General features: G+C 47.0%; 19 protein-coding genes and 1 tRNA gene. 12 read left to right on the top strand and 8 right to left on the bottom strand.

Annotated elements, in window-relative coordinates; translation table 11 throughout:
• Positions 1–18: 18 nt before the first annotated feature.
• Together B9Y77_RS00885 and B9Y77_RS00880 are read right to left on the bottom strand one after the other, a co-directional pair.
• Positions 19–810, bottom strand: a complete 792-nt coding sequence (locus B9Y77_RS00885) for a hypothetical protein (RefSeq protein WP_139829231.1) — start codon at positions 808–810, stop codon at positions 19–21.
• 121 nt (positions 811–931) lie between these two features.
• Positions 932–3,322 carry a penicillin-binding protein 1A gene (locus B9Y77_RS00880; protein WP_085490116.1) on the bottom strand — a complete coding sequence of 797 codons (2,391 nt, stop codon included), beginning with the start codon at positions 3,320–3,322 and terminating at the stop codon, positions 932–934.
• Between the two features lie 258 nt (positions 3,323–3,580).
• Between B9Y77_RS00880 and B9Y77_RS00875 the strand changes: the two genes are divergently transcribed.
• A tRNA-Arg gene (locus tag B9Y77_RS00875) sits at positions 3,581–3,654 on the top strand.
• A 101-nt stretch (positions 3,655–3,755) separates the two neighbouring features.
• Here the strand turns inward: B9Y77_RS00875 and B9Y77_RS00870 are convergent.
• From B9Y77_RS00870 to B9Y77_RS00860, 3 genes are read right to left on the bottom strand one after another with little or no spacing between them, the layout of a single operon-like run.
• Positions 3,756–4,559 carry a ribonuclease HII gene (locus tag B9Y77_RS00870; RefSeq protein WP_085490115.1) on the bottom strand — a complete coding sequence of 268 codons (804 nt, stop codon included), beginning with the start codon at positions 4,557–4,559 and terminating at the stop codon, positions 3,756–3,758.
• Positions 4,556–5,146: a phosphoribosylglycinamide formyltransferase gene (gene purN / locus B9Y77_RS00865; RefSeq protein WP_085490114.1), complete on the bottom strand. Its 591-nt coding sequence runs from the start codon at positions 5,144–5,146 to the stop codon at positions 4,556–4,558. Before purN ends, B9Y77_RS00870 begins: the two co-directional genes overlap by 4 nt.
• A gap of 13 nt (positions 5,147–5,159) precedes the next feature.
• The gene (locus tag B9Y77_RS00860; protein ID WP_014547299.1) at positions 5,160–5,360 is read right to left on the bottom strand and encodes a hypothetical protein; all 201 of its coding nucleotides are present in this window, start codon (positions 5,358–5,360) and stop codon (positions 5,160–5,162) included.
• Between the two features lie 203 nt (positions 5,361–5,563).
• On the opposite strand from B9Y77_RS00860, the gene B9Y77_RS00855 reads away from it, so the two are divergent.
• Positions 5,564–8,707, top strand: coding sequence for a GH116 family glycosyl hydrolase (locus tag B9Y77_RS00855; RefSeq protein WP_085490113.1), 3,144 nt, complete (start codon positions 5,564–5,566; stop codon positions 8,705–8,707).
• Positions 8,708–8,975: 268 nt separating this feature from the next.
• On the top strand, positions 8,976–10,013 hold the full coding sequence (locus tag B9Y77_RS00850; protein WP_073424520.1) for a helix-turn-helix transcriptional regulator: 1,038 nt from the start codon (positions 8,976–8,978) through the stop codon (positions 10,011–10,013).
• A 122-nt stretch (positions 10,014–10,135) separates the two neighbouring features.
• Here the strand turns inward: B9Y77_RS00850 and B9Y77_RS00845 are convergent, their stop codons facing one another.
• Entirely contained in the window at positions 10,136–11,191 is a 1,056-nt protein-coding gene (locus B9Y77_RS00845; protein WP_085490112.1) for a PD-(D/E)XK nuclease family protein, read from the bottom strand.
• A gap of 227 nt (positions 11,192–11,418) precedes the next feature.
• On the opposite strand from B9Y77_RS00845, the gene B9Y77_RS00840 reads away from it, so the two are divergent.
• From B9Y77_RS00840 to B9Y77_RS00810, 7 genes are all read left to right on the top strand, one after another.
• On the top strand, positions 11,419–12,162 hold the full coding sequence (locus B9Y77_RS00840) for a hypothetical protein (protein ID WP_085490111.1): 744 nt from the start codon (positions 11,419–11,421) through the stop codon (positions 12,160–12,162).
• 61 nt (positions 12,163–12,223) lie between these two features.
• A complete protein-coding gene (locus B9Y77_RS00835; RefSeq protein ID WP_085490110.1) occupies positions 12,224–12,973 on the top strand; it encodes a hypothetical protein in 750 nt (249 codons plus the stop codon).
• An 8-nt stretch (positions 12,974–12,981) separates the two neighbouring features.
• Positions 12,982–14,061 carry an AAA family ATPase gene (locus B9Y77_RS00830; protein WP_085490109.1) on the top strand — a complete coding sequence of 360 codons (1,080 nt, stop codon included), beginning with the start codon at positions 12,982–12,984 and terminating at the stop codon, positions 14,059–14,061.
• A gap of 32 nt (positions 14,062–14,093) precedes the next feature.
• Complete coding sequence (locus B9Y77_RS00825; RefSeq protein ID WP_085490108.1) at positions 14,094–15,371, top strand: VWA-like domain-containing protein; 1,278 nt, start codon at positions 14,094–14,096, stop codon at positions 15,369–15,371.
• Positions 15,372–15,444: 73 nt separating this feature from the next.
• Complete coding sequence (locus B9Y77_RS00820) at positions 15,445–16,758, top strand: DnaB-like helicase C-terminal domain-containing protein (RefSeq protein ID WP_085490107.1); 1,314 nt, start codon at positions 15,445–15,447, stop codon at positions 16,756–16,758.
• Positions 16,759–16,783: 25 nt separating this feature from the next.
• Positions 16,784–17,974, top strand: a complete 1,191-nt coding sequence (locus B9Y77_RS00815; RefSeq protein WP_085490106.1) for a hypothetical protein — start codon at positions 16,784–16,786, stop codon at positions 17,972–17,974.
• 9 nt (positions 17,975–17,983) lie between these two features.
• Positions 17,984–19,147 (top strand): hypothetical protein, encoded by a 1,164-nt coding sequence (locus tag B9Y77_RS00810; RefSeq protein ID WP_085490105.1) that lies wholly within the window; start codon positions 17,984–17,986, stop codon positions 19,145–19,147.
• Positions 19,148–19,205: 58 nt separating this feature from the next.
• On the opposite strand, the gene B9Y77_RS00805 is transcribed toward B9Y77_RS00810, so the two are convergent.
• A complete protein-coding gene (locus B9Y77_RS00805) occupies positions 19,206–21,539 on the bottom strand; it encodes an AAA family ATPase (protein ID WP_085490104.1) in 2,334 nt (777 codons plus the stop codon).
• Positions 21,540–21,832: 293 nt separating this feature from the next.
• On the opposite strand from B9Y77_RS00805, the gene B9Y77_RS00800 reads away from it, so the two are divergent.
• Positions 21,833–23,224: a sensor domain-containing diguanylate cyclase gene (locus B9Y77_RS00800; protein ID WP_085490103.1), complete on the top strand. Its 1,392-nt coding sequence runs from the start codon at positions 21,833–21,835 to the stop codon at positions 23,222–23,224.
• A 50-nt stretch (positions 23,225–23,274) separates the two neighbouring features.
• Here B9Y77_RS00800 and B9Y77_RS00795 read toward each other — a convergent pair whose 3' ends face one another.
• Positions 23,275–24,318 (bottom strand): hypothetical protein, encoded by a 1,044-nt coding sequence (locus B9Y77_RS00795; protein ID WP_085490102.1) that lies wholly within the window; start codon positions 24,316–24,318, stop codon positions 23,275–23,277.
• A gap of 226 nt (positions 24,319–24,544) precedes the next feature.
• On the opposite strand from B9Y77_RS00795, the gene B9Y77_RS00790 reads away from it, so the two are divergent.
• A complete protein-coding gene (locus B9Y77_RS00790) occupies positions 24,545–25,429 on the top strand; it encodes a phosphoribosylaminoimidazolesuccinocarboxamide synthase (protein WP_012820053.1) in 885 nt (294 codons plus the stop codon).
• Positions 25,430–25,464: the final 35 nt, after the last annotated feature.

Raw genomic sequence — 25,464 nt, 5'->3', positions numbered from 1 at the left:
TAATCTTGATTTATATGCTTAGTTCAAATAAAAACTTAAACCGCCAGTAAAGCCGTAATTTGCAAAGCCTTCATCAACAAACGTCGCTACAACTCCAGCACTCAATTCAACAAAATGGAACCTGTACCCCATCGTAAAATAGTTCGAATAAATTCCAGAAAGTCCCGGACTCGAGTCTTCAATAGTAGGACTTGGCACGTAGATGCTCAAGCTATAGTTTAAAAAGAAATCGCCAAGTATCAAGCCGGCAAATCCACCGCCAAATACAGTCGTATAAAGGCCATGACTTTCATTCGAAAACGAATCACATTTATCATCGCTAAAGATAAAGAGTTCGCAACGTTCACCATCATATTCGACATCGGAGTAGTGGTGGTAAAGTCCTATGAATAACCCATATTCAACATGCGAAAAGTTTGCACCAAATAAGAAGTGATGGTATATACCATTATTGTACCCTACACCCGTGCCCAAAATGGTGCCATTAGCCTTGTACAGGAAATCCGCTTTGCCAGTAAACTCGACACCGCCCATTTTATAAAGCCAATCCGCTTCGACCCCTTCTTTTGACTTATCTCTGGACTTAGAAACTTGAGGAGTAATCTCTACGTCTTTTCGCGTAGCGCTGTTAATTTTGCCAGTAACACGCCACGAAGCGGAATGAGGTTGCAGAGAAGTATTTCCTCCATGGACTTCGGGCGCTTCCGATGCCGTCGTGTGCAACTTTTGGAAATGCGTATTGATACACCCTGTAGAGACTAGGGCAAACAAAGAACAGAATAGCGAGAAAAGAGCATGCTTTAAATTCATACTTATAAAATAAGTAAAAATGAAGAAACAAAGCACGACTACACGAAAAAAGGAGCCGCGCAGGCTCCTTTAAATATTATCTAAAAACTAATAACCAAAGACTAATGACTAAAAACCATCATTAGAACATCTTTCTCGTATTGCGCTTAGGCGGCGGAGCGGCGTCCTTGCCCTTGCCTTTCTTCTTGGGCTGCGGGGCTTCGTAGCGGTTGTTCTCGACAACGCTCTTGTTGCTGAACAACGTTGCGTTATCAGCAGACTTTGTCTGCGACGAGAAATGGTTGCCATCGCAACGTTCCGTCGGGCCGTAGCCCGCCGTGTAGAGGCAGTAAGTCTTTTCAGAGCAGAACTCGCCAGCAATAAGACCCGTGTGGTTGCAGATGCCACGGCTAATCACGCCAGGCGGAACCGGGAACGGAAGCTTCGGCAAATCCTTGTGCAGCTTAGCCATCGTCGCCATCCAGATCGGGAGAGCGTCTTCGGTACCCGTATGACCGGCACCCATGGTCCCCGGCGTATCGGAACCTACCCACACACCCATCGTGTACTGCTTCGTGAAACCGATGTACCACGTATCCGTGTAATCGTTCGTCGTTCCCGTCTTACCACCGCTCGGGTGGCGGAAACCAGAAGCCCACACACGGCCAGCCGTACCGCGAACGTTCACGTCCTTGAGCATATCGACCATCAAGTAAGCCGATGCCGGGCGCAAGACTTCGTGTTCGACCTTGGAATTCTTCTCCACCACTTCACCATTGCGGTCCACGATGGATTCAATCATGTACGGCTCGATGCGGTTACCACCGTTCGGGAACACCGTGTAAGCAGACGTCATTTCCATAAGCGTTGCACCCACGGAACCGAGAGCCAAGCTCGGGACCGCCTGCAACGGAGCGCGCTTGATGCCGAACTTGCGAGCGTAGTTCACCACGTTGCTGAGACCGTATTTCATACCGGTCAAAATAGCAGGAAGGTTCTTGGACTTGTACAAAGCACGACGGAGCGTCATCATGCCTTCGAAGTCATGTTCGAAGTTACCCGGGCGCCAAACCTTGTTCGGGTTCTTGTCATCCGGATCCGGAATCGTCACCGGTTGGTCGTTCACAGAGTCGCAGGGGCTTGCACCATTGTCCATGGCGGTCGAATAGACAATCGGCTTGAACGAAGAACCCGGCTGGCGCAAGGACTGCACAGCACGGTTCCACTTGGACTTGTTGAAGTCACTACCACCCACCATAGCGCGGATAGCACCGGTTTCATTTTCAATAATAATTGCAGCCACTTCGGCGTGATGGTAACGGATACTGTCCGGGAAGCGAGCAAACTGGCCACGCTTGTTGCGGACCGTATCAGCAGAAAGGTATTCCTTCTTGAAAAGCGTATAGACGCTATCGAAGTGCGCAACAACGCTGTCTTCTGGCATGTCGTACTTCTTAGTGAGCTGGAGTCTGCGAGTAGCGCGATACTTGATGCGGCGACGGACACGTTCAACCTGTGCATAGGCGACACTGTCAAGGAACGCCTGGATTTCCGGATCAATCGTACTATAGACGGACACGCCATCGGCATAGAGCGAATTTTCACCGTACTTCTTTTCCATGTACTTGCGTATTTCTTCGAAGAAATACAAGCCCGTTCCAGTCACGTCTTCTTTCTTGGCAAGCACAATCGGTTCTTCGATATACTTGCGATATTCTTCGTTCGTGATATAGCCTGCATCGCGCATCGCATAGAGCACCGTATTACGACGGCGCTTGGAAGCCTTCGGATGACGGTCCGGACGGTACGTTTCAGGGCGCTGCAACATACCAGCGAGCACAGCGTATTCCGGGATAGAAAGGCTATCGAGAGGCTTGCCGAAATAGTACTTGCCTGCCGCCTGGAAACCGTAGTTACCGCCAGCAAGGTAAACTTCGTTCATGTAGAATTCGAGAATTTCTTCCTTCGTGTAAGTCTGTTCAATGCGGATAGCCGTCATCATTTCCTTGATCTTACGAGAAAGCGAGCGTTCCGGCGTGAGGAACAAGAGCTTGGTGAGCTGCTGCGTCAAAGTCGATGCACCGCGGAGCTTGTTGCCCGAGATGGCACTTTCAAGAAGCGCAGACGGAATAGCCCAAACGTTCATGCCCCAGTGCTTGTAGAAAGCTCGGTCTTCGGTCGCCATCACCGCATGAATCGCATTCACAGGGATTGAGTCAATGGATGTCCATTCGCGGCGTTCCACGAAGTATTCATGCGCAATTTGACCATCCTTGTCGTAAATGTTCGTCACGAGTCGCGGATTGATCTGCTCGAGCTGCGAAAGCGACGGCAGTTCCGGCGAGTAATGGATATAGACGACTAGCGCAGCGATAAACGCCACGAAAATCGGGCACATAAATATAAAGAACCAGCGGAAAATCTTGTTGGCAAACGCAATCTTTACCAAGCTCCAAATTTTCTGCCAAACGATCGAACCATATTTGACAATGGCCGCGCCTAAAATCTTCATGAATGATTTGAACTTATCCATTTTAAGTCACACTAAAAAAGTTTGGGGACAAAAATAGCTAAACGAGGCAATCTATTCAATTATACGGGAACGTAATTAGGGGTTAAATGGGGGTAATTCAGACGTACAAATAGTCAAAAAGACCGTTATAATGGCCAAAAACAGAACTTTCGAAACTTTTTTCAAAAAAAATCATTTTTTTTGCCTTTTACCCTTGACATAAATCTCGATTATTCTATATTTGTGCCCGTCGACGAGAGAAGACAACAAAAACAAAACGCGGATGTAGCCCAACTGGATAGAGCGTTTGGCTACGAACCAAAAGGCTCCAGGTTCGAGTCCTGGCACCCGCAGAAAAAGAGACTTGGCGAAAGCTGAGTCTCTTTTCTTTTTGTTTGCAAAAACGCACGAACAGCAAAAAAAAGCGCGCCGAGAAAGCGCGAGTTAAAAGTTGTTACAAGCTTTTTGGGTGGAAGCTTTTGCGGTGGGCCGGCGTGAAGCCTTGACGGCGGATGGCATCAAGGTGAGCCTTAGTGCCGTAACCGGCATGCTTGTCAAAACCATAACCCGGATAAAGTTCTTCTAATTTATCCATATAGCGATCACGGAAGACTTTCGCGAGGATTGACGCAGCCGAGATACTTGCAATGCGGCCATCGCCTTTAACAATAGGCATCTGGATGTTCTGCGGCATCTTGTCAATTTTGAGATTACCATCAACTGCAATGAGGATTTTAGGACAAGATGGCGTTCCCAACACTTCGGCGAAAGAGCCTTTGACTTCGATGGGGATTTCGGGGGCAGTTTCGTTCAAGCCCGGGAACCCAAGCGCTTGCAAGGCACGGCGCATCGCCAAGAAGTCCGCTTCAAGAATGTTGATTTCGTCAATTTCTTCGACGCTAGCACTTGCAATCGCATAGCATGCACAGGCGTCCTTAACCGCATCAAACATCGCTTCGCGCTTAGGGCGAGAAAGCTTTTTGGAATCGTTCAACGTCAGAAGCGCATCAGGCGACTTGAGCACCGCAGCACAAGCAACAACAGGACCCGCAAGCGGTCCACGCCCGACTTCGTCAATGCCCACGACAATTGCGGAATTTTCCGCAGCACTTTCAGAATGTGCGCCATTCGCACCCGCAGAAAACAAATCCAAGTCACCACCAAATGCGAGAGGATTAGCCGCGAACTTGCGCAGCGCCACCTCCCCTTCTACCGGGGATTCAATGTTTTCCAAAAATGCGGGCAGTTTAAATTTCATAGACCCAGCGAGGCCGCGTATTCCTTAATAGTCTTCCAGTACAAAGCGTGTTCTTGCACGAGGACGCGGGCGGCAAGCGTGTCGGGCGTATCGTCAGGCATCACAGGAACTTTGGTCTGCGCCAAGACGCGACCGCGGTCAATTTCTTCACTCACAAGATGCACCGTCGGGCCAGATTCCGTTTCATGCGCAGCAAGCACAGCCTCATGAACGTGATGTCCAAAGAAACCTTTACCGCCAAACTTCGGCAACAGCGACGGGTGAATGTTCAAAATGCGGTCCGGCATACGCTGGAGCATGCAAAGCGGGAGCGCCTTCATATAACCCGCCAAAATCAAAAGGTCCACATCGTACTTGTCGAGAACTTCAAGCATGGCTGCTTCGTATGCAGCCTGATCCGGATGAGTCTTACCCGAAATGTGGTAAACAGGAATTCCGTATTCCTCGGCATGATGCACAGCACCACAACCTGCGTTGTTCGTAATCAAAAACTTGCACTGGGCTTCGAGGTCACCCGAACCAATGTGATCAATAATCGCTTTGAAGTTGCTTCCACCGCCGGAAGCCATGACGCCAATTTTAAACATGGGCCAAATATAACTATTTGTGGTCGATTCCGGGCGGGGTGCGGAGATAATAGATGACGCACGGGACCGTTATGCAGACAACCCAGACTAAAAAATTGACGTAAACAAACCACGATTCAAAAGTCACGTGGGCTGGGATAACGTAAGCTTTCAACAGGGAAAACACGACGATGAGGAAAACGCCGGGGAGCATATGTGCAATCAACTTAGTCATACCCTAAAGATAATTCAAATCAAAAACGTTTCATGTAAAAAGACTGCAAAATACAAGACTTTACTAGATCCTTCGACTTCGGGCTACGCCCTTCGCTCAGGATGACAATTCAGCCCACCGTCTACAGCCTACTGCCTACTTCCTACCGTCTACTCATTTACTATCTTTCCACCCGTATAAACCTTTAAATATCGGACCTCATTATGAGCATTAAAGAATATCTTGCCGGTGCAAAAATGTCCGGCTCCGTCCAGAAGCTGATGACCCCGGGTCTCGCTGTGGAATTCATTCAGCCGTGGTACACCCCGCTTTCTACAACTCCTTCCACCACGGGTATTGCCGTGGGCGGTATCGGTTCTACGTTTACCGCAACGCCAGCAGGCACGACTCCCGTGATGAACGTGATGCCGGGCGTCCAGGTTCGCACCGAAAAGGCTTCTGACCTCCGCTTCAACAACTTCTTCTTCAAGGAAGCCGTCCTCAGCGCAAAGGCTGCGCTTGTGATTGGCAACTTCGCCGCATTCGGCATCTACAACAACAACTTCCCACTCCTCGATGCTAATGGCGCACGCGTTTTCGGCGACGCCGACATGAAGGACCAGAAGAAGGCCGAAGCCAAGCTCAACAAGGTTCTCGCCGACAAGACTTTCTTCGAAACGAACAAGGCCGCTTTTGAACGCTGGCACATCCAGTTCAGCGACCGCACCCAGGCTTTGATCGCCGCAGGCAAGGACTCTGCCGCCATCAACCGCGCCGTGCTCATAGACTTTTTCGACGGCATGGTTGGCGAAAAGGCAGCCCGCGAAGGCGCCCTCACCGCCGCTTGGGCAAACGACAGCGAATTCCTCGGCCAGCCGGGCTACGACGCCGCCAAGATGAAGTACACCGCCCTCTATCCGGTCAGCGAAACCGTTTACGAAGGCAAGGGTGTCGCCATCACCAAGACGCAGTCCAGCTACGTGACTCCGGGCGACGAACGCCTCTCCAGCCTCCCGGTGAACGCCACCGTCTTTACACTCGAAAACAACACCAAGGAAACCCGCGAAGTGACGATTGTCCAGATTCAGGACAGCATCACGGGCTACATGGCCAAGAAGGACCGCCAGGGTGTTCAGGACTCTAGCTTTGTGCTCGTTCCGGCAGCACGTTTCCCGAAGGGTGTGCAGTTCGACAAGGAACTCGAAGATGGCCGCTCTGTTCGCGGTATCGAATTTTATAACGAAAAGGCTCTCGTCGAAAGTGACTTCAACGGTTGCATGGGCGTGAGCGTAGCTTGGAACAAGAAGGACAACCTCAACGTTTCCGTGAAGCCGATGTTCTACCAGGACGACGCCAAGTCCGTCTTGAAGGCTGCTCTCCAGAGCGGTCGCGTTGCAAGCTCCTGGGTCAAGAACGTTTACAGCGGTCGTGAAACGATTGCCGGCGCCATAGCCGTTACCGCCGTGCTCAAGCCGAAGCAGAAGGTCAGTTTCCAGTTCAACATGGTGCTCGACTTCCCGGAAATCAAGCTGAACAAGCTCACCTCCGCGAAGAAATACACCGCATTCTACCCGGAAGCATATGGCCGCGTGGTCGCCCTCCTTACGGAAGCTCTCGCTGCCGACAAGACTTTCGATGATCGCCTCAAGGCATTTGAAAACCTTGTTCCGAAGAAGCCGGTTGCCAAGCTCTACAAGACTGCCGCCAAGCAGGCTGAATTCAAGAGCCTAGCCATCAACACGCTCAGCTTCCTCGCTGAAGCCACCGTGTGGGACAAGGAAGACCGCTTCCTCGTTCGCGAATGTGCCGACTATCCGTTCTTCAACTCTCTCGACGTTTACTTCTACGGCAGCTTTAGCTTGCTCGCCCTCATGCCGCGTCTCGATGGCGTTGTGATGAAGCGCTTTGGCGATGCAATCCTCGCCGTGAACGAAAACCGTCGCCGCCACCACGAATTTGTGAACCTCCCCTACGCCGACCTCCCGGACCCGAAGCTCGAAGGCCCGCGTGCAGTGCGTGGCGCAGTGATCCACGATCTCGGTAGCCCCTTCGACGCCGAACCGGATGCCTACGACTGGCACAACGTTAAGGAATGGAAGGACCTCGCTCCGAAATACGTGCTCATGGTCTACCGTCACTACCACAAGACGAAGGACATGCAGTGCCTCGCCGATTGCAAGGAAGCCGTTTACGCCGCCATGGAATACCTCGAAAAGATGGTGAACCCGGGCGAAAACTTCCCGCTCACGCACGGTACTGACGACACGTTCGACAACCTCTGCAGCTACGGCATCTCCGTTTACTGCGGTTCCCTCTGGATTGCAGGCCTCCGCGCTGCAGCCAAGATTGCAGAGCTTCTCGGCGATAACGATCAGGCAGCCAAGTGGAACGCCAAGTCCGAAGCTGCCAACAAGGAATTCACGGATTCCCTCTGGGACGAAAACGAAGGCTATTTCCGCTTCTTCGTGACCCCGATGGAAATGAAGGACTTGAACGTTGAAAAGTATGCCGAACTCCGCGAAGCCGTGAAGGTATCGCTCGAACTCCCGGAAGATCCGAACGCTGGCGTGAAGGCCATCAACGAATGGCTCTGCGCAGGCGAAATCCCGGACGGCGAAGACCTCTCCAAGAACGAACTCCGCGGCCTCAAGAAGGCTTGGATTACGGCTCAGTGCAAGGAAGCTTTCACCAAGAGCTGGGAAGCAAAGATAGCCAACGACTGCGACGACGTGTTCGCCGATACGATGCTTGCAGACACTTACCTCCGCTTGCTCGACCTCGAACCGATTACCGACAGCGCAAAGGCAAAGTCTAATTTGCTCAGAATTTTCAATACGAACTATAAGGCCAACAGCCCGCTCATCGGTGCTGCAAACCTTGTCCGTAAGGACGGTTCTCCGCTCGACGAATTCAACTTCCAGGCTCACGACGTTTGGATTGGTATTCAGTACAGCATCATGACCGCCATGATGTTCCACGGTTTGGAAAAGGAAGCCTCCGTGCTCGCTGATTCCATGATCGGAAACCTCTATGACGAAGCACGCGTTCCGTTCGCTGCACCGGAAGGATTCAACGGTTCTTGCCGCCTCCACCCGGAAGCACTCGTCGCAAAATTCGGCCTCAGCGCAACTGCCGCCGACAAGATGCTCAAGGAACTCCTGAAGAAGGGCGCACTCCTCGCCGACTCCCGCATCAGCCCGAAGCTCCCGCGCAATCTCGCCGCCTTCACGAAGGCTTTCGGCGCCATTGCCAAGAGCAATAAGGTCGATGTGAACGAGCTCTTCACGCTCCTCCACAGCACGGCATTGAAGTACACCGCTGGTAAGTACTTCCGTCCGGGTATGGTGTTCGCATTGCTCTACAAGTAAAAAGCAAGCTGCAGAGAATAAGCTCGCACGCTCACAGGTCCTCGCCTTCGGCTGCGAATTGTTCGCTTAGCGACTTATTCTCTTACGGATTAATGCAATTACTTGTAAGCTACGTTTTTGCATCCATAAACTTTAAACAGGTGTTCCAAGCGGAGCACCTGTTTTTTTGCCCTCCCCCATGCGACCGCATTTGTCGCACACAGGATGTACATTCTCCTGAGCTTTCCATTTTGATTATATTTTGAATTGAACAACCTCAGGAGTTTTTATGGCGGACATGACGCGTGGCGAACGGACTGTGCAACTTTTTGCAAAAGTGATTTCTAACCCGGAAAAGAAATTCACTATCAACGATTTGATGGAATCGTTCAACATACCCGCAGAAGAACGCCGCAATGTGCAGCGCGACATGCGATTCCTTTCGGAGATGGATGGTGGTCGCTACATCGCCGTCGATACTGTTGGACGCACGTCGTATTACACCTCGGCGCTCCGCAATGCAGAAAGGCTCCTGTTCCCGAATTTCGAAAACACGATGCTCCACTTCGTGTTCCTCAAGCGCATCGCGAATATTTACCCAGCGACAAGCGAAACCATTACACAGCTCCTAGAGCGTATCGAAAAAAGCCTGCCGAACAGCGAACAAAAAACTCTCAGACATCTCGGTGACGAACTCAACTCGAAGATTTTGTTCATGGGTACGCCGCCAGATTTCGAGGAAGACTCCAGCGAAAAACTGCGAATCATTCTACAAGCAATTCACGAGCACCGCAAAATAGATGTTTTTTATATGGGCGCGACGACGTTTATGGGTCCTTCTACGTCCGAAAGAAAATCTACGCGCATTCCCTTGATGATTATCGTCTATCAAAACGAAATTTATGTGGCCTGCGAATCGGAAAAAGTCAAGGGCGCCACCTACACGCTAAAATTCCGCCGAATTCTCCAAGTCAAGCTTTCAAAGGAAACGTTTGTCGAAAATCCAAAAGTCATAGACAAATTGCGTAGACAAGTCGCATCGGGAGCTGCGTTCATGAGCGAACAGGAACCGCATCTCGAAGATATCGAAATCGAATTTGAATGGCGGGTACGCAACTACCTTATGGAAAACAAGTTCAACCAATCCATGCACATGCGAGTATTGCGCAATGCCAAAATCTTGGTGACAATGAAAGCGGATGTCAACCAGCTCTTAGTAAACTGGATTACATCTTACACGACAGCCGCCCGCGTCATAAAGCCAGCGTCACTGCGGAATAGTCTCAGGGACTACGCTAAATACCTGCTTGAAAATTACGGCGAGTAATTTTTGTAAAAGACCGAATACACTAGAATCCTGCAGTATTTCTTACGTATAAAAAAAGTTTAAACAAAATCATTTGTTCAGCGACAGCTCCAAGCGAATCGTTGAAGCAATACTCGTGACAGTTATTTATTGAATTTTACTTCAATTTCGGGCATACCTGAAATGTACTTTCGCAGGACTTTATTTTTGGATTTTGGATTTATCATATAGAAAAAATCCCTGTCCTTATGGTTCTTTTCACTTACAGAATAATGCAATCGATTGTCGTCATTCACAGTTGTCTGATATAAATGGCATTGAATCGTTCCTGAGTTTGGCTCTACTCCAGATTCTTTGAATATTGCTTCCTTTATGGATTGTTTGATTTCTTTATCACTATAATCTTTATTTATCTCCATTTTATTATAGAAATCTCGGAAAAAATCAATAACGGGTTTACCGTATATTCTGCGTTCATGATTGGCATTTTTCTTTTCGATAAAACTGCTAAAATTGGCTCGAATAAAACCAATGAATGATTTTAAAAGGAATATGGATTCTTCAGATATGGGATCTATTTCGCCATTGCGTTCCAGCTCCAAAATAGCAAGGATTTTTTCTAATATTGAATTTTTTTCATTGGTATTGTCATTTTTCCAATACAGATGAATTTTTCTTTGTTGGTCATAAACAAAATTTTCAAAAACGTTATCTGAAGCTTCTGTTTTTTGGAGTGTTAGATAACAAAAGTATATATCAGTCCCCTTTTGAAACTGTTTTGTTATTCCTTTTGATTCATCATTTAGTTGATTTTTTTCAATAGACGCATCCTTGATTTTGTTTTCGAGACATAAAATTAATTCGGGAGCATTGAGCTTGTTTTTTTGTTCAGTTTTTGATTTTTTTTCTTTTTTCCAAAAAAGAATGACTATATCTATATCTCGATGTTTTTTATTCGATTCTTTATCTGTTTTGAGGACAGCATCATCAATGTCCACTTTGTATTCTGGATTTACTTCCACATCGTAATCTGAAAAATCTTTATCCTTTAAAGATTCGAAGTCGGAAAGAATACTTTTTAAAAGGGAATCTCCTAAACCATGGTCTTCATTGGGATCCAATAGATAGGCCAAAAAAGACGAAACGTTCGGCTCTTTTAATGTTCCATCATTGGATGATAAAATCTTAAAGATGTTCATAAGCAGAAATCCATTCTAAGTTCTGTTAATTATTTAACAAGTAATCTAATTCTTTTATTAAAGAATAGACTGCTCTTTCACAAAAATGATTAGGATTGTCAAAAAAATCTAAGACAATCTTTTTACAAAATCTCCTTGTTTCACGATAACAATCATGCATACATTCAAATACATGCATAACATCAAAACACGCACAAAATGCTAAAGACGGCAAAAAGGAGATTTTTATGTCCCAAACCATCAAAGAAGGGTTCACACAGTTCAGCAGACGCCAGCAAAAAGGCGTCTCACTTGTGACGGATGCCGTTAACCAAGAGGAATCGGAGCAGAAGTTTTACTCCGAGTGGCTCGAAAGGCGGCAAAATCGTAAGCGCAAGTTGCTGTACCAGGAACTTGACCTAATTCTTCGCCACAAGAATAAAATTCTCGCGACGCCCCGATATGCGGATATCGATGTCCATTACGCGTTGAGTGGTTTCGTGGGTTTTGCCAAGGCGTTGACCTGGAAGGATCTGAATTTCGGTAGTGCCCGAGTGACAATAAACTTGAGGCTAGCCTCACTCCTGAAAATTTGGGAGGAAGAACAGTTCCAAGTCGAGTGCGGCTGTGGCGCAACAGCGTACATCTACAGATTCGGAGGTTCGCACGGCTCGGGAATGAGCTACGCATCGGCATTCTGCCCCCATTGCAAGCAAGAAATCCACAACATCAAGAATCGTCCCCCCTGGAGGTATTACCACATCGTTACCGACGCCTTTACCGCAGATGCCAAAAGATTCGTTGAAAATTTTTTAGACAAGTGGAAGGTCGCGAACGAAAAGTATCAGGAAAACCTTAAAAACGAAAACCGTAACCCTCGTACTCAACCGGTGAATATGCTTCGTGACGATGATGCCCCCTGCCGCATAGAAACGCTGATACAAGAATTAAAGTTAAAAGAAGTCGGCAGCAATGCCGGTGAACATTCTTAACACTTTCAAATACGTCAATATTTGACGCATACGAGTTCTATATTATACGTTGGATAAACGTATGAGTAGCAAGATTATCAAAAAAGAAAGTTTTGAACAGTTTGCCCGCAAGTATTGGGAAAAACTGGTTTGCGGGCTTCTTGTTTCTGGAGAGCGTGGGTGTGCGCCTTCTGAAGGCGAGATCCTTTGCGCGTACAATGAGATGAAAAACCGCTTTCCAGAATGCAAATGCAATATAGTAAGGTCGGGCAGAAGTCAAGGTAATGCGCTCCAACGGGATATGTTCCAGCAAGGCGATAAAATATGTGGCATCAGGGTTATCTTTACGCTTGACGCATCAGCGTCCGTTGAATTCATTTTGTCGGATTCGCTGTACTATATGCATTTTAGCACCGAAGGAATTGACCCATATACTCACAGGATCGACACTTGTGATTTGTCGCTGACCATGAAGAACATTGAGAATTTTATCAACAATTTTTCCGCATATTTTGCCGCTCTCGAAACTAAAAAAGTTGAATTTGCAAAAAAAATCAAGCTTAAGGAAATGGCAAAATCAAGCTTAAAAGCGTGCGTTTCGCAGATGCTATCGCCATTGGGCTATGAATGGAATTTAACAGACAAAGGAAAATATTTTTCACTCCAAATTAAAATTAGCGAAAAGAGAATAATTGAAATATCGCTAAACGAAAAAAATTTCACTAAAAGAATTCCTGTTATACCCGAGATACTCAAGAATATCGAAAATTTGCTTAATACGCTACCGTTCCCAATAGACATTTCGATGACAAAGGAATTCTTAAAAAAATAGAGGTAAGCATGTCAGTACGTATAAATGCACAAGAATTGGAAAATTTATTGGCGGCGACGCCCACATCGCAGAATATCATGCTCACAGGCAAGCATGGTATCGGAAAATCGCAGATTCTAGAGAAATTCTTTACGGCACGTGGCGAACGTGTGGTAATTCTGTTTTTGGGGCAAATGAGCGATCCTGGCGATTTAATCGGACTCCCGCGACTTGACGAAGCTACGGGCAAAACGATTTTTATGCCGCCGTATTGGTTCCCGACCGATGGCAAACCTGTAGTGCTGTTTTTAGATGAACTGAACCGCGCCCGCCCTGAAGTGCTGCAGACCATTATGGACTTGACTCTGAATCGAACGCTTGCGGGTCGCAAGTTGCCAGAGGGTTCGCGTGTGATTAGCGCGGTGAACGACGGCGAAGAATACCAGTTGACGGATTTGGATCCGGCGCTTGTGAGCAGATTCAACATCTACGAATTTAAGCCAACCGCACAGGAATGGCTATTGTGGGCTTCGAAGGTAGGGCTCGACAGCCGCGTGATTGATTTCATCTCTGAAAATCCAGAAATGCTTGACGGTGCTGCGTTTACTCGCGAGGATCAAGGACTCGAAAAGTCGCCAGACCGTCGCGGATGGGAACGTGTTTCGAAGATATTGCAGACGAACGAGGTCTCTCCGCTTTTGAGAACCATCATTGCAGGCATCATCGGCATGCCTGCCGCAACCAAGTTCTTTGCGACAATCAACCAAAAACGCTTGCCAAGCGCGAAGGAAATTTTGCTTGATGATTTTGCAAAGCAAAAGACCACACTCAAAAAATGCTCTACACCGGAACTTGCCGCCGTGAACGAATCCGTTTTCCGCTTTATAGAAACGAAAAACTACGATGAGAAAGATACCGCAAAGGTGAATAAAGTGGCGACGAACTTTGCCGCATATTTTGAGTTTCTTTCAGGCGAAAAATTCCGTGAAGCGCAGGCTCATTTCGCAAACTTGTATTCGTCTTCGCTGTACCCGTCAACAATGATGTTCATCATAGTGCAATGCCCTGAATTGTATAAGAAGATAACGGCATTCGTCAAGTCGATTTAAAGGCAGAGTGCGCGCCAAAATGTTAATATAATATGACAGTACTGGATAGAATAAAGAAAATTGGCGAACGGTGGTTCTTGACTGAGCCGCTCTTGTTTGCGGTGTACTGCAGTCACGAATTCTACGAGAATGATTCGTTAGATGTGGCCATGCGAACCGGCAATAGAAAGGTCGAATTCGCTCCGAAGCTTTTAAAAAGTGTGCAGAATGCCACGCTAGCGGAATTTTTGAAAATTGAAATGTTCCGCATTTTGCTGAAGCACCCCTACCAGCGACAGCCTCCGTTTGCATCGAAGCCCCTACTCACTCGAGCAAGCGATATCACTATCGCCGATGTCTATGAAATCCCGCCGATACTCAAAAAACAAATGAGTGGAACGGAATTGAATTTGCCTCGCGGACTATGTTTCGAAGAGTATTACAACTTGCTTAAGGAAACTGCAGTGCCATTTTCGGGAATTTGCGGGGAGCCAAACAACGGCGATGGAAAACAGTACGATGGCGGAGATTCAGGTAAGCAGGGCGAAGAGTGTAATGCAATCAGTTCCGCGCAGGGCAACAGCATATCTGGAGAGCCAAGTGAAAATGGCGGCGATTCTTGCGGCACGCAAGAAAAACTAGATGCGCAAATTTCGGAACTTTGGGAAGAAAATGAGGAAGCCTGTTGCGACATAAACGGATTTATTGAAGTCGCCGAAGCCAGCAACAACTGGGGTTCAATTTCCGGAAAGATGCAAGGCATTATCAAGGCAAGCATGAAAGTCGATATGGACTACCGCAAAATGCTGAGCCTGTTTAAGACTTCGGTAATTTCTAGCAAGCGACGCCTTACCCGCATGCGCCCCAATCGACGTTTCAGCTTTAACGCCATGGGCAGCCGATACGAGCTTTCGACAAACCTGCTGATTGCAGTTGACGTAAGCGGATCCGTCACCGATAAGAGCTTGCAAAACTTTTTCTCGGTAATAAATAGGCTCTTCAAATACGGCATCGAAAAGCTCGACGTTTTGCAATTCGATGCGAAAATTCAAGGCGAACCCGAACCATTAAAAAAGGCGCGCAAGTCCATAAAAATCAGGGGCCGAGGAGGAACAAGTTTTCAGCCTGCAGCTGATTATTACTGCGCACACCCCGAATATGACGGAGTCATCTACTTTAGCGATGGTTACGCCGCGCCGCCCAAATTCAACACCAAGCGCCCAATCGATGTACTCTGGGTGCTCAGCGGAAAAAGAAGTTACGAAGAAAACTCCAAGTGGATTAAGAAGTTAAAACGGAATCGCGTCACATATATTCCTACGAGTGGGTAATTGTCCGCCCGTTTCATACGTCAGCAATTGTCGTATAGGCATAATATATTTACAAGCAAGCAAAGGAGTTTTTATGTTCGAAGACAAGATGACAGATAGTTTTGAATCGTTAGCAGAAAATGAAATCAACAAAGCTTTCCGCTACTACAATTACGTGCGAGAATTTTACGGTTATCTATGCGATTCGCTGGACTTGGTCTTTGAAGACGATTGCAATGAATTCGACCCGGCATACGCCCCAGCCGAAAAGGAATTTCCGTCCGCCGACGGAATTGACGAAAGCTCCACTGACAAAGCTAAATCGCTAGACAAGATGACGCGAGCTATTCGCGCCTACGAAACAATGCAGACAATCGTTGGTGCATTCGACAAAGATTGCATAGAAAATGCTGCAAAAAATCGAGGAATGCTACAGGACACGCACAAGTTCGCGCTTACAAGTATTGCACAGTGGTTCCCGAATCCTAGCATTTGGCGTGAATTTGACGAGCCTGCACAAAAACAACTAAACGAATATTCGGGTAACGCACAATGCGCCGCATTGCTGTTGGAGCCGCTTTCGCTCGAAGATGCAATTCATAAAATTTTTGTGAAGCAAAAGAAATGCCTCGAAAAAATTCTGCCGCAAAAAATCGATAATCTGAAAAAGTTGCAAGCCGAAATGGAACGCTCTTACACGGGTAAGGCAGATTGGGCAAATCGTCTTCGCAAGGGTGAATTGACGATTCTGGCATCGCGCCCAGGTGTCGGAATCAGGACATTCGCATTGAACGTTGCAGCGAGCGCGGCACTGGATGACGGCAAAGGCGTTGTCTATTTCAACTTGGATAACTGTGGAATGCGGCGTGGCGATCAGCTCCTTTGCCAGTACGCCAATGTAGACTATTGTAAAATTTGCGAAGAAGCCCTTGATAAAACCGAGACTCAAATGCTCGTGACGGCGGTGGGTAAAATTATGCATTCGCATCTACGAATTGAAGACGCTACCGATATGAGCCTTACAGAACTTGCCCAGAAAGCAAGACTCTATAAACAACTAAAATCATTAGATGTGTTAATCATAGATTACCTGCATTTGCTGAAAATTCGTTCTGGTTCAAACAAGGCGGAATCATTAAAGATGGCGACTTGGGCGCTGAAAAATCTCGCTATGGAATTGAACATTTCCATTTTACTTCTTTGCCCGCTAAGCCGCATAAAATCTGCCGAACAGTCCCCCGTTCAACAGTCCGACCTTAATGAAGTCACAGGAATTGCACAAGAATCAAATAACGTTTGGTTGCTCGACCGAGCCTTCCTAACAATCATCAAAATTGCAGACAATTCCACAAAAAAGATTCCTCTGCACTTCACGCACAAAAGCGGATTTACGGTAAAAGCTCAATAGATTCCATTAAGGAATGAGGTTTTCAATGAGAACGCTACAGCAAATAAAAAATGACATCATAGCCGTTCAGAAAGAACTGGCGTTTTTTGAAGACAAGCGCGCGATGTTACACAAGGCGCACCTTGAGCTGGTTTCTTTTTGTTGGTTCGATGGGATGGAATTTGATCACGATTCTGAGCCAACGACCAGCCCGAATCTTGATAGTATTGATAACAAAGTCAAGGCAGCGATAATCGCTATTGATATGATTAATCGGACAATCGGAATCATGGAACGCCTGCAACACATGGCTTCGGATGATTATGAAAAGACTTTTGCCAACAAGCAAGAAGAACTCGAATCCTTCACGAAAAACGAAAACGATTCTGAGGAAAAAAGACATCAAGCCCTCAAGGGTTTCCAGAAGATTCGGGATATCTTTCCCGCAGTCGGTGTCGAGTGTACTCTATGGTTAGGCTTTGCCGCCGATGGCAGAACCAAACTGACAAATTTATTGATGGAAGCAGATAGAGCAACAGCTAGTCACGATGTGCAGGAACTCAGGCGCGCTTTAACAAAGCTGTTCAAAGATCAGGCTACGTTGTTGAAAAGGCAAATTGACGAGCATCTTGAGCCTTTGAAAAATGAACGTGAACAACTGAAAATAGAACTGAAAAATCTAAGCCCTCACGAATTAATTGAAAAATGTGGCAAACCCTATTGGGTCGAGGTGAGCGGTTCCGAAAAGTTTTTCGTAAAAAGTGGAGCATTCCCGATTCCAAATATTTGTGCGATGGATTTTATTTCGCAGAAAAATGAGTCGCTTGACGTAGACGTCTTCCACTACAAGCGGATTTACGAATATCTTGAAGAGCCATCTTCGATGCGAATCTTTGGATTCGATTCCAGAGAAGAATTTGAGAATGTTGTAAAAAAGTGGGATGTAACCGATGAACAGAGCGGTAAAGCTGATTGGTTTCGGAGCTGTATCGCGGAAATAGACGAGAATATCTATTACGGATTTTCAAACGAGCTGCTGCCGCAGTGGAAGGCCGTACTTGAAAAAGCCGTTCCGATTCTCGAAAGGGAATCTGAAGAAAAATGGCTAATCGAAATGGGGGAAAATTTACTTCAGGAGCCTGTGATAGAACTAAGGTTAGCTCCGATCCCTGTGCCAGATTTTCTCAAAATAAGTGATAAACAGCTCAAAAAGTTTATAAGATCAGCGAAAAAGTAAGGAGCTAATATGAGATACACGCTAAAAATAGATTTAAAACCGAAAAAGTTCGTCATCAAAGAAATCAAGGGAATAGGCGCAGCTAACGCCTACGAATTCGATAAAACCATTCATCCAGAGACTGAACGTCAACAAATCGACAATCTTGGCGGAGTGATTACCTACCCGGCGGATTTGCAATTCAAGCCAGATTTGTCCGTTGTATCAAGTTTCTTGAGATACAACCGAGCACAGATTTTTCATCGCAGTTTCTGGGCGCGACTCTTCGGCAAGAAACGTGATGAAGTCGTTATAGACTACAACGATTTCAGCAACGATGGTATTTTCAAGGGGCATTTTATAAACCAAGAATCGGGCGAAATGTACGACAACCATTCCGCAACTTTAGAAATAAACGAACTTTCGTCGAAAGAACTCCTCACCCTGGCAAAATGTATTCTTGACAATCAACGAGGTCAAACCCGTGATAAGGAACTTTTGGTCAACGACTTGAATCAGCACAAGCATTATTTAGTAAGCATTCAAGACCAGCCGCAGAAGCAAATCCCAATTGCCATCGATGGCGCCGCTGTCGATAATATCTCAAAATATTTCGAACCATTCGAATGCGCTATTATCAGCAGATTCCCCCAAAACATTGAAAGCGTAAACGACGGTATTTTTAGCAAAATTCGAGAGTACGCAGAGAGCGAAGAATACAAAAATATCGGTTTTGTCCCGCTGATGTACCGGCGCTATTGGGATCGCAAGCTCTATGCGGTGGCACTCAAGTTGCGTTATGTCATAGCAACATGCAATGACTGCTATGTATTTATCAATACAAACAGTAAGCCTGACTTCTTCAAGAATGTACAGAAACTCGCCAAGGCGTTTAATCAAAAATCTATTATCGTCAAGGAAGCTGCTTCGCAAAATGCGTTCAGGGAACATGTCGATATTGACAACAAGCAACGAGAATCAGTCGGTCGTTTTGTGGAAAACATTCCGCTGACTGAAATTTTGCAGCAAACATTTAGCCAGTCGAGCACGCCATTGCATTTTAAGGACAATGACGAATTAAAGAGAACAATGCAGCTTTGCCTTGATTCTTGGGAAGGGCGGAATAATATGGGCAAATACATGATTTCGCAGATAACCAAGAAACTTATGGAAGAGCTTGGACTTGAATCATAACGAACGGCAACTATAAATTTGTGGGGACATTCACGGTAATGAATGTCCCCCATTTTTTCTACAGTCCCATCGTTCGACCTTCGCGACTGTCCTTGTAGGCGATTTCCGCCTTTAGAGCGTCCATGATGCGGTCTGCAGTGAGTTCGCTTTCGTCGTAGAAACGGAGCGTGCTGTAGACAGCGTTGAAATCACCCGGAGTGAGCATGCGCAAGTTGCGGGCTGCTTCAGGCATTTGTACGCTCGGGAAGAATCCGCTCCACAACGATTCAATGCCTTCCGGCTTGAGGTAGCCGAACTTGACTTTGAGCGCAAAGCGTCTGCGCGATGCAGTGTCGAGTTCGCCTTCGAAGTTGGTGGCGGCAATGAAGATTCCCTTGAAATTTTCCATTTGCGTGAGCATTTCGTTCACCTGGGTCACTTCCCAATTGCGCGATGCACCGCTGCGGTCACGAATCAAGCTATCGGCTTCATCGAGGAAGAGGATTGCCTTAGCTTCTTCGGCTTCCTTGAACATCTTGCGGATGGCTTTTTCGGTTTCACCGACGTAGCTGTTCAGCAAGTCGCTTGTGCGCTTGATGATGAGCTTGCGACCGAGCGTACGAGCGATGTGCTTGGCGAATTCCGTCTTGCCGGTGCCAGGAGCGCCGTAGAGGAGCATGTTAAGACTATCCGGGCGGTCACCATCTTGCATCTGTTTCCACTTTTCGTCAAACGCGCTCATGACTTTCAGCACGTTCTTCATGTCTGCATCGATGTTCAGCGCATCGAGCAGGTACGTGGGCGAACGGCTTTCCTTGTCGCGGTTGGCATAAACCATGTCCAAGTCCAACAGCTCCGATTGCGCTTCGGCAATGGTACGGATTGCCTTGATGGGATCAATCTTGCAACCAGATTCTACGAGTTTTTTAGCACCGACAATGGCTTGCGTGATGCCGCCTGCGGTAATTTGTAATTCTTCGGAGAATCGCTTCACAACATCTTGCGGAATGATGGACGATGCACCATGTTCGCTTACCACAGATTCCCAAACCTGTAAACGCTTTTCGGCATCGGGGCGGTCGAAATGGATGGAGTAATTAAACCTGCGGAGCGTGCTGTTTTCAATCCAGCGCGTGGTATTCGAAATCCAGATGACGGGAACCTTGATCTGTTCGAGGAAAAAGTTGAGACTACCTTTTTCGCAACAGTTGAGAATGACGTCAGATTCATCCACGAGGAGAATCGCCTTCTTTTTCTGGAACTTTGTGGCAGCATAAAGAATACTCCCCATGCGACTGCGGACGACAGAGTTTTCCTTGCTTTCGCGATGTTCACCGACAATGCTAATGTTCGTAAGCACGAGCGGGCGATTGAGTTTTTTCGCGATAGCTTTGGCAAGTTCAGTTTTGCCCGTACCTTCGACACCATAGAAGAAAAGGTTCAAGCCTTCACCAACATTGGCATGTTTGAGCATGTTAAATGCCAGTTCCACTTTCGGATTGCCGTTGCAGAGTTTCTTGAACGGAACAGCATCGCCTTCATAGACTCTAAAATAGAGGCTGTCCAAATCGTTACCGGAATGACCGTCCAGGAACATGCCGATGCGCTTGGAAATATCGAGGTCTTCGTCAAGAATGCCCATCTGCTTGAGCGTACCCTTGTTCGAAACAGCGTTTTCGAAGTCCACGTCTGGATAAAGCTGCGGGAAAATGTCCGGAAGCACTGCACCTCTGAACCTGCGGGAGCCGATCATCTCCAAAAGCGAACTGCACTGTTCCTTGTTGAAGAAAATCCACGAGAACATCATGATTTCCATTTCGTCATCGGTCAAATTGAACGACTTCTGCACGATTTCAAGGCGCTTGTAATAAGCGTCATGCACGTCTCTGTTCTCTTCCAGAAAACCGAGCAGTTCACGGACAATGCTATCGTAGAAAACCTTTTGCGACTGCTGGTCGAAAATGCCTTCGCCGCACAGGTAATTGCGCACGAAATCCGTAATTTCGCGGACAGAGCAGGAACGGTCAATGACGTCGTTGAAACGCACGACAGCCATTTGGCGGCGCTGGTAGGCAACGCTCATTTCTTCGCTCTCTTCGTTGCAGCGGAGCCTCTTGCCGGCATAATTCCCGTTCGATTCCTTGATAAAGCGCTTTTTTGCATGAAGCGGGAGGCGGTCTTCTTCGGCGTTAAGCTTTTCGAAATGTTCCGAGAGGTCTTTCAGCACGCGGGAGGCGCGTTCTTTGGAGATGATTGCAATGCAGTCGTCGGCATCCGGGTAGCTTTTGCAAATTCGCATCATGCGAATCCAGTATTCATAGCTCTTGAGCGTCACGAAATCGAGTTCAAAGTTTTTGCGGGTGCATTCGGTATTCAGGGAATTTAAGACACGACCGAAGTAATTATCTCTCATAAAACCTCCTTTCAAACGGCAATCTCATTTTAAGCCGCAATTATATATCGTTTTCTACACTAAATATGTAAAGAGATTAAATCAATCTTTCGATGACTCATATATAGAAAGCGCACGCGACAAATAAAGTCGTATAAACACGCCTGTCGAAAATTCACAAAAATAGGGTTACACCGGTCGAGAACGACAAAAATCACACTATAGTTTACATTTCCTGTAAAAAGCGCCGTTTTTGTACAATAAGATTTACATTTCGTCCCTAAAGATTTATTTTTACCTTGAAGGAGAACGAAATGACTCATAAGAAAACGATTCATAGAAGTCTTATTCTGGGTAGCGCCGTCTTTATCGCATTCATGTGCTTTCTACTTTCGATCCAGGCGTACCTCACCTACTCCCAGTCGCTTTATAAACGCTACGACGACAAGCTCAGCAACATCCTAAACTATGCCACCAACCGCATAGACATGGACGACCTTTACCAGAACACCATAACGGGCCAAAAGACTGAAAAGTACAACGACGTGCAACAGTTGCTCAACGGCATGGTCGACGATTTCGAGCTGTTCTACCTCTACTCCCTTTTCGTGCGTAACGATTCCATGTACAATATCTGCTCCGCCACAAGCAAGGCAGAACGCGAACGTGGCGAAGAAGACATGAAGTTACTGGAACCCACAGACGCGTATGAACTTTCTGAAATTCGAAAATTCGCCAAGGCAATGACCAAGGATGAAATTTCATACTTCGAAGAAGATTCCGAATGGGGACCCGCCTACACCGCCTGTAAACCGTACGTCAATTCGTTGGGTGTCCATTTCGGCGTCATCTGCGCAGACATATCCATTTCTGAGCTTCACAAGACCGTCAACAATTACGTTTTATACAACGTTACACTGACACTGGGTCTCGGATTACTCTTCGCACTGATTCTATTAGCCTGGTTGCGCCGCAACGTAACAGGACCGATTCTTGAACTCGAAAAGAGCGCCCGCAATTTTGCCGAAAAGAGCCGCGGCAAAAAGTCGCCCGACGAACTTATATTCGACGCCCCAAACATCCACACAAACAACGAAGTCGAATCGCTCTCGAACGCTATATCGCAGATGTCGCAGGACATGCGCACTTACGTCCAAGGTCTTCTAGAAGCTGAAGAACAGGCGCGCTCTGCCCAGGAACAAGCCGAAGACATGACTCAACTAGCCTTCAAGGATGCCTTGACCCACGTCAACAGCAAGGTCGCTTACGACAAGATGAAGGAATCTTTGCAAGAACAAATCGAAAAGGGTGGCGCCATATTTGGATTTGTCATGATTGACCTCAACGATCTCAAGGAAGTCAACGACCACTATGGCCACGACTGCGGAGACAAATACATCTTAGGTTGCTGCCATATATTCTGCAACATTTATAAGCAATCCCCCATTTACAGAGTCGGTGGCGATGAATTTGTAGTCCTGCTGCAAAACAGTGATTACAAGAATAGAGACAAGTTAATCAAAGTCATCGAGTCGGAATTTAAAAAGGCACAAAATAACAATTCACGAAAGCCGTGGGAGCGCTATTCTGTCGCTTTTGGTATGGCAGAATACAAGCCCGGCGATACAGTCGACAACGTATTCAAGCGAGCCGACGAAATCATGTACCACAAGAAAATGGAAATCAAAAATTCATCCAAAGTTTAAAAGCATGAAAGCCTCCCCGAAGGGAGGCTTTTTAGCACTGCTATCTTTGTTTAAAAATCACTATTAGAAATATCGTCAACGCGAATAACATCTAAATCGACAACTTCCATTTTATTGTCGAAATTGGTGCTACTGCCATCATTTAGAACAAGATATTCAGCCGTATTATAAGGAGGGTCAATTTTCACGCTGAATGTAATTTCCGAACGGCACAAGCACCTCTGCGCATTTGTGAAGTCGTATTTCGCATTGACATAAATTGTATTATCAGCCGTTGTGATTTCAAGGCTGTCAATGGAAACATTGCAAGTCATCGTAACATTCTTTATCGTAAAACCAACATTTTCTGTAGACACATAGCGGTAAGCGACCGGCGGGAGCGCGGCATCACTTTTTTCACGCGTAAACGACTCTGCAGACGCAGAACCATCGAGCATCGGGTCATCAAACGTACGACGGTCTTCGCACTGCGCCACTGCATCCGTAACAATCACACGGGACGGATCCTCCGCTGCAGAAGAAGACGAAACCTCAGACGACGAAGACTGCGCCACATCCGAAGAGGAAGCCACCTCAATTGAAGATGAGGACGGCGTCAAAAAATCACTCGAAGAAGACTGTACAGGAAGCGGTCCCGCCACGACTTCATAAACAGCATTCTGATATACCAAATACTTGATATCGGCATCCAATGGATCAATATTGAACCATACATCATTAATACACCTACATTCTGCAGGATTACCTTCAAAATTGATTTTTAACGTATCAAGTACACGTTGGTTATTGAATACAATGTTTTCATAACCGCAAGTTCCAGCCATGTCCAGAATAACCACATGATATCCCGCATCGTCGGTAACCAAATAGGCTTTGGGATTTTCCGCAGCCGTTTTTTTCAGGGCGTCATTATATGAATAGTCAAAACAACCCTTAAACGCGACAGATATATTGCGTGTGGAATCCAACGCGACTCCACCCCCTTGACCAGCGCCACCAGCAAGCGGAACAGCAGCCGTCACCGAATCATCACTACAAGCAACAAACATCAGTGCGGCAAACGCAGAGCAAGCAACAATCGAAAGCATTCTCATAATCTTCTCCTTTTAGGAAACCACCATGTTTTCTCATTCACAATATAGCCATTCTGTTTTGCAAAGTCAATATTTCACGCAACAAAATATTTAAATTTTTAATATTTTAAGCGTTTTATAAAAAATTCCACAAAATAATTTTCTATATGCAACAAAGCGTTTGATATAGCGAAACACGGCTCCACCCCCTAGCCACCCGCCACTAAATTGCTAAATTTGGGATACTATGAGCTTAAAATTCGAAACCCCCATTACCGAAGTTCCGCTGTTCCACCAGGGTAAAGTACGCGACATGTACGACCTCGGCGACAGCTTCCTGATGGTCGCTAGCGACCGTCTTTCCGCATTCGACGTGGTTCTCCCGACCCCGATTCCGGGCAAGGGCAAGATCCTGAACCAGCTTTCCCTTTTCTGGTTCAAGCACCTTGGCATGAAGAACCACCTCATCACCGCCGACGTGAATGAATATCCAGCAGTGCTCAAGAAGCACGCTGATTACCTCCGCGGCCGTTCCATGATCGTGAAGAAGGCTAACCGCCATTCCGTGGAATGCATCGTGCGCGGATACATCGTCGGTTCTGGCTGGAAGGACTATCAGAAGACCGGTAAGATTTGCGGTCACGTTCTCCCGGAAGGTCTCCAGCTCTGCCAGAAACTCGAAAAGCCGCTCTACACGCCGAGCACCAAGCCGGACGTAGGCCACGACGAAAACATCAGCTTCGAACAGACCTTCGATATCGTTGGCGAAAAGGTTGCAACGACTCTCCGTGACATGTCCCTCGACATCTACACGAAGGCTCGCGACTACGCTGCCTCCAAGGGCATCATCCTCGCCGACACCAAGTTCGAATTCGGTGAAATCGATGGCGAAACCATCCTCATCGACGAAGTGCTCACTCCGGACTCCAGCCGCTACTGGCCGGCAGACAAGTACCAGGTTGGCAAGAACCAGGAAAGTTTCGACAAGCAGTACGTCCGTGACTGGCTCGAAACGCTCGACTGGGGCAAGACCTACCCGGGTCCGGAAATTCCGCCTGAAGTCGTGAAGAACACGCTCGCCAAGTACGAAGAAATCTTCGTGCGCCTCACCGGCAAGCAGCCGGAATTGTAATAGTCTTAACTATTTGCAAAACGCGCAGACCTTCG

It is taken from the genome of Fibrobacter sp. UWB13, assembly GCF_900177805.1.
In the GTDB taxonomy this organism is placed as follows: domain Bacteria; phylum Fibrobacterota; class Fibrobacteria; order Fibrobacterales; family Fibrobacteraceae; genus Fibrobacter.
This window is presented reverse-complemented; position numbering and strand designations above follow the sequence as displayed.

Coding starts and splice junctions, on each gene's coding strand:
- B9Y77_RS00885 (WP_139829231.1), bottom strand. CDS start 810: ATGAATTTAAAGCATGCTCTTTTCTCGCTATTCTGTTCTTTGTTTGCC.
- B9Y77_RS00880 (WP_085490116.1), bottom strand. CDS start 3,322: ATGGATAAGTTCAAATCATTCATGAAGATTTTAGGCGCGGCCATTGTC.
- B9Y77_RS00870 (WP_085490115.1), bottom strand. CDS start 4,559: ATGAAATTTAAACTGCCCGCATTTTTGGAAAACATTGAATCCCCGGTA.
- purN (WP_085490114.1), bottom strand. CDS start 5,146: ATGTTTAAAATTGGCGTCATGGCTTCCGGCGGTGGAAGCAACTTCAAA.
- B9Y77_RS00860 (WP_014547299.1), bottom strand. CDS start 5,360: ATGACTAAGTTGATTGCACATATGCTCCCCGGCGTTTTCCTCATCGTC.
- B9Y77_RS00855 (WP_085490113.1), top strand. CDS start 5,564: ATGAGCATTAAAGAATATCTTGCCGGTGCAAAAATGTCCGGCTCCGTC.
- B9Y77_RS00850 (WP_073424520.1), top strand. CDS start 8,976: ATGGCGGACATGACGCGTGGCGAACGGACTGTGCAACTTTTTGCAAAA.
- B9Y77_RS00845 (WP_085490112.1), bottom strand. CDS start 11,191: ATGAACATCTTTAAGATTTTATCATCCAATGATGGAACATTAAAAGAG.
- B9Y77_RS00840 (WP_085490111.1), top strand. CDS start 11,419: ATGTCCCAAACCATCAAAGAAGGGTTCACACAGTTCAGCAGACGCCAG.
- B9Y77_RS00835 (WP_085490110.1), top strand. CDS start 12,224: ATGAGTAGCAAGATTATCAAAAAAGAAAGTTTTGAACAGTTTGCCCGC.
- B9Y77_RS00830 (WP_085490109.1), top strand. CDS start 12,982: ATGTCAGTACGTATAAATGCACAAGAATTGGAAAATTTATTGGCGGCG.
- B9Y77_RS00825 (WP_085490108.1), top strand. CDS start 14,094: ATGACAGTACTGGATAGAATAAAGAAAATTGGCGAACGGTGGTTCTTG.
- B9Y77_RS00820 (WP_085490107.1), top strand. CDS start 15,445: ATGTTCGAAGACAAGATGACAGATAGTTTTGAATCGTTAGCAGAAAAT.
- B9Y77_RS00815 (WP_085490106.1), top strand. CDS start 16,784: ATGAGAACGCTACAGCAAATAAAAAATGACATCATAGCCGTTCAGAAA.
- B9Y77_RS00810 (WP_085490105.1), top strand. CDS start 17,984: ATGAGATACACGCTAAAAATAGATTTAAAACCGAAAAAGTTCGTCATC.
- B9Y77_RS00805 (WP_085490104.1), bottom strand. CDS start 21,539: ATGAGAGATAATTACTTCGGTCGTGTCTTAAATTCCCTGAATACCGAA.
- B9Y77_RS00800 (WP_085490103.1), top strand. CDS start 21,833: ATGACTCATAAGAAAACGATTCATAGAAGTCTTATTCTGGGTAGCGCC.
- B9Y77_RS00795 (WP_085490102.1), bottom strand. CDS start 24,318: ATGAGAATGCTTTCGATTGTTGCTTGCTCTGCGTTTGCCGCACTGATG.
- B9Y77_RS00790 (WP_012820053.1), top strand. CDS start 24,545: ATGAGCTTAAAATTCGAAACCCCCATTACCGAAGTTCCGCTGTTCCAC.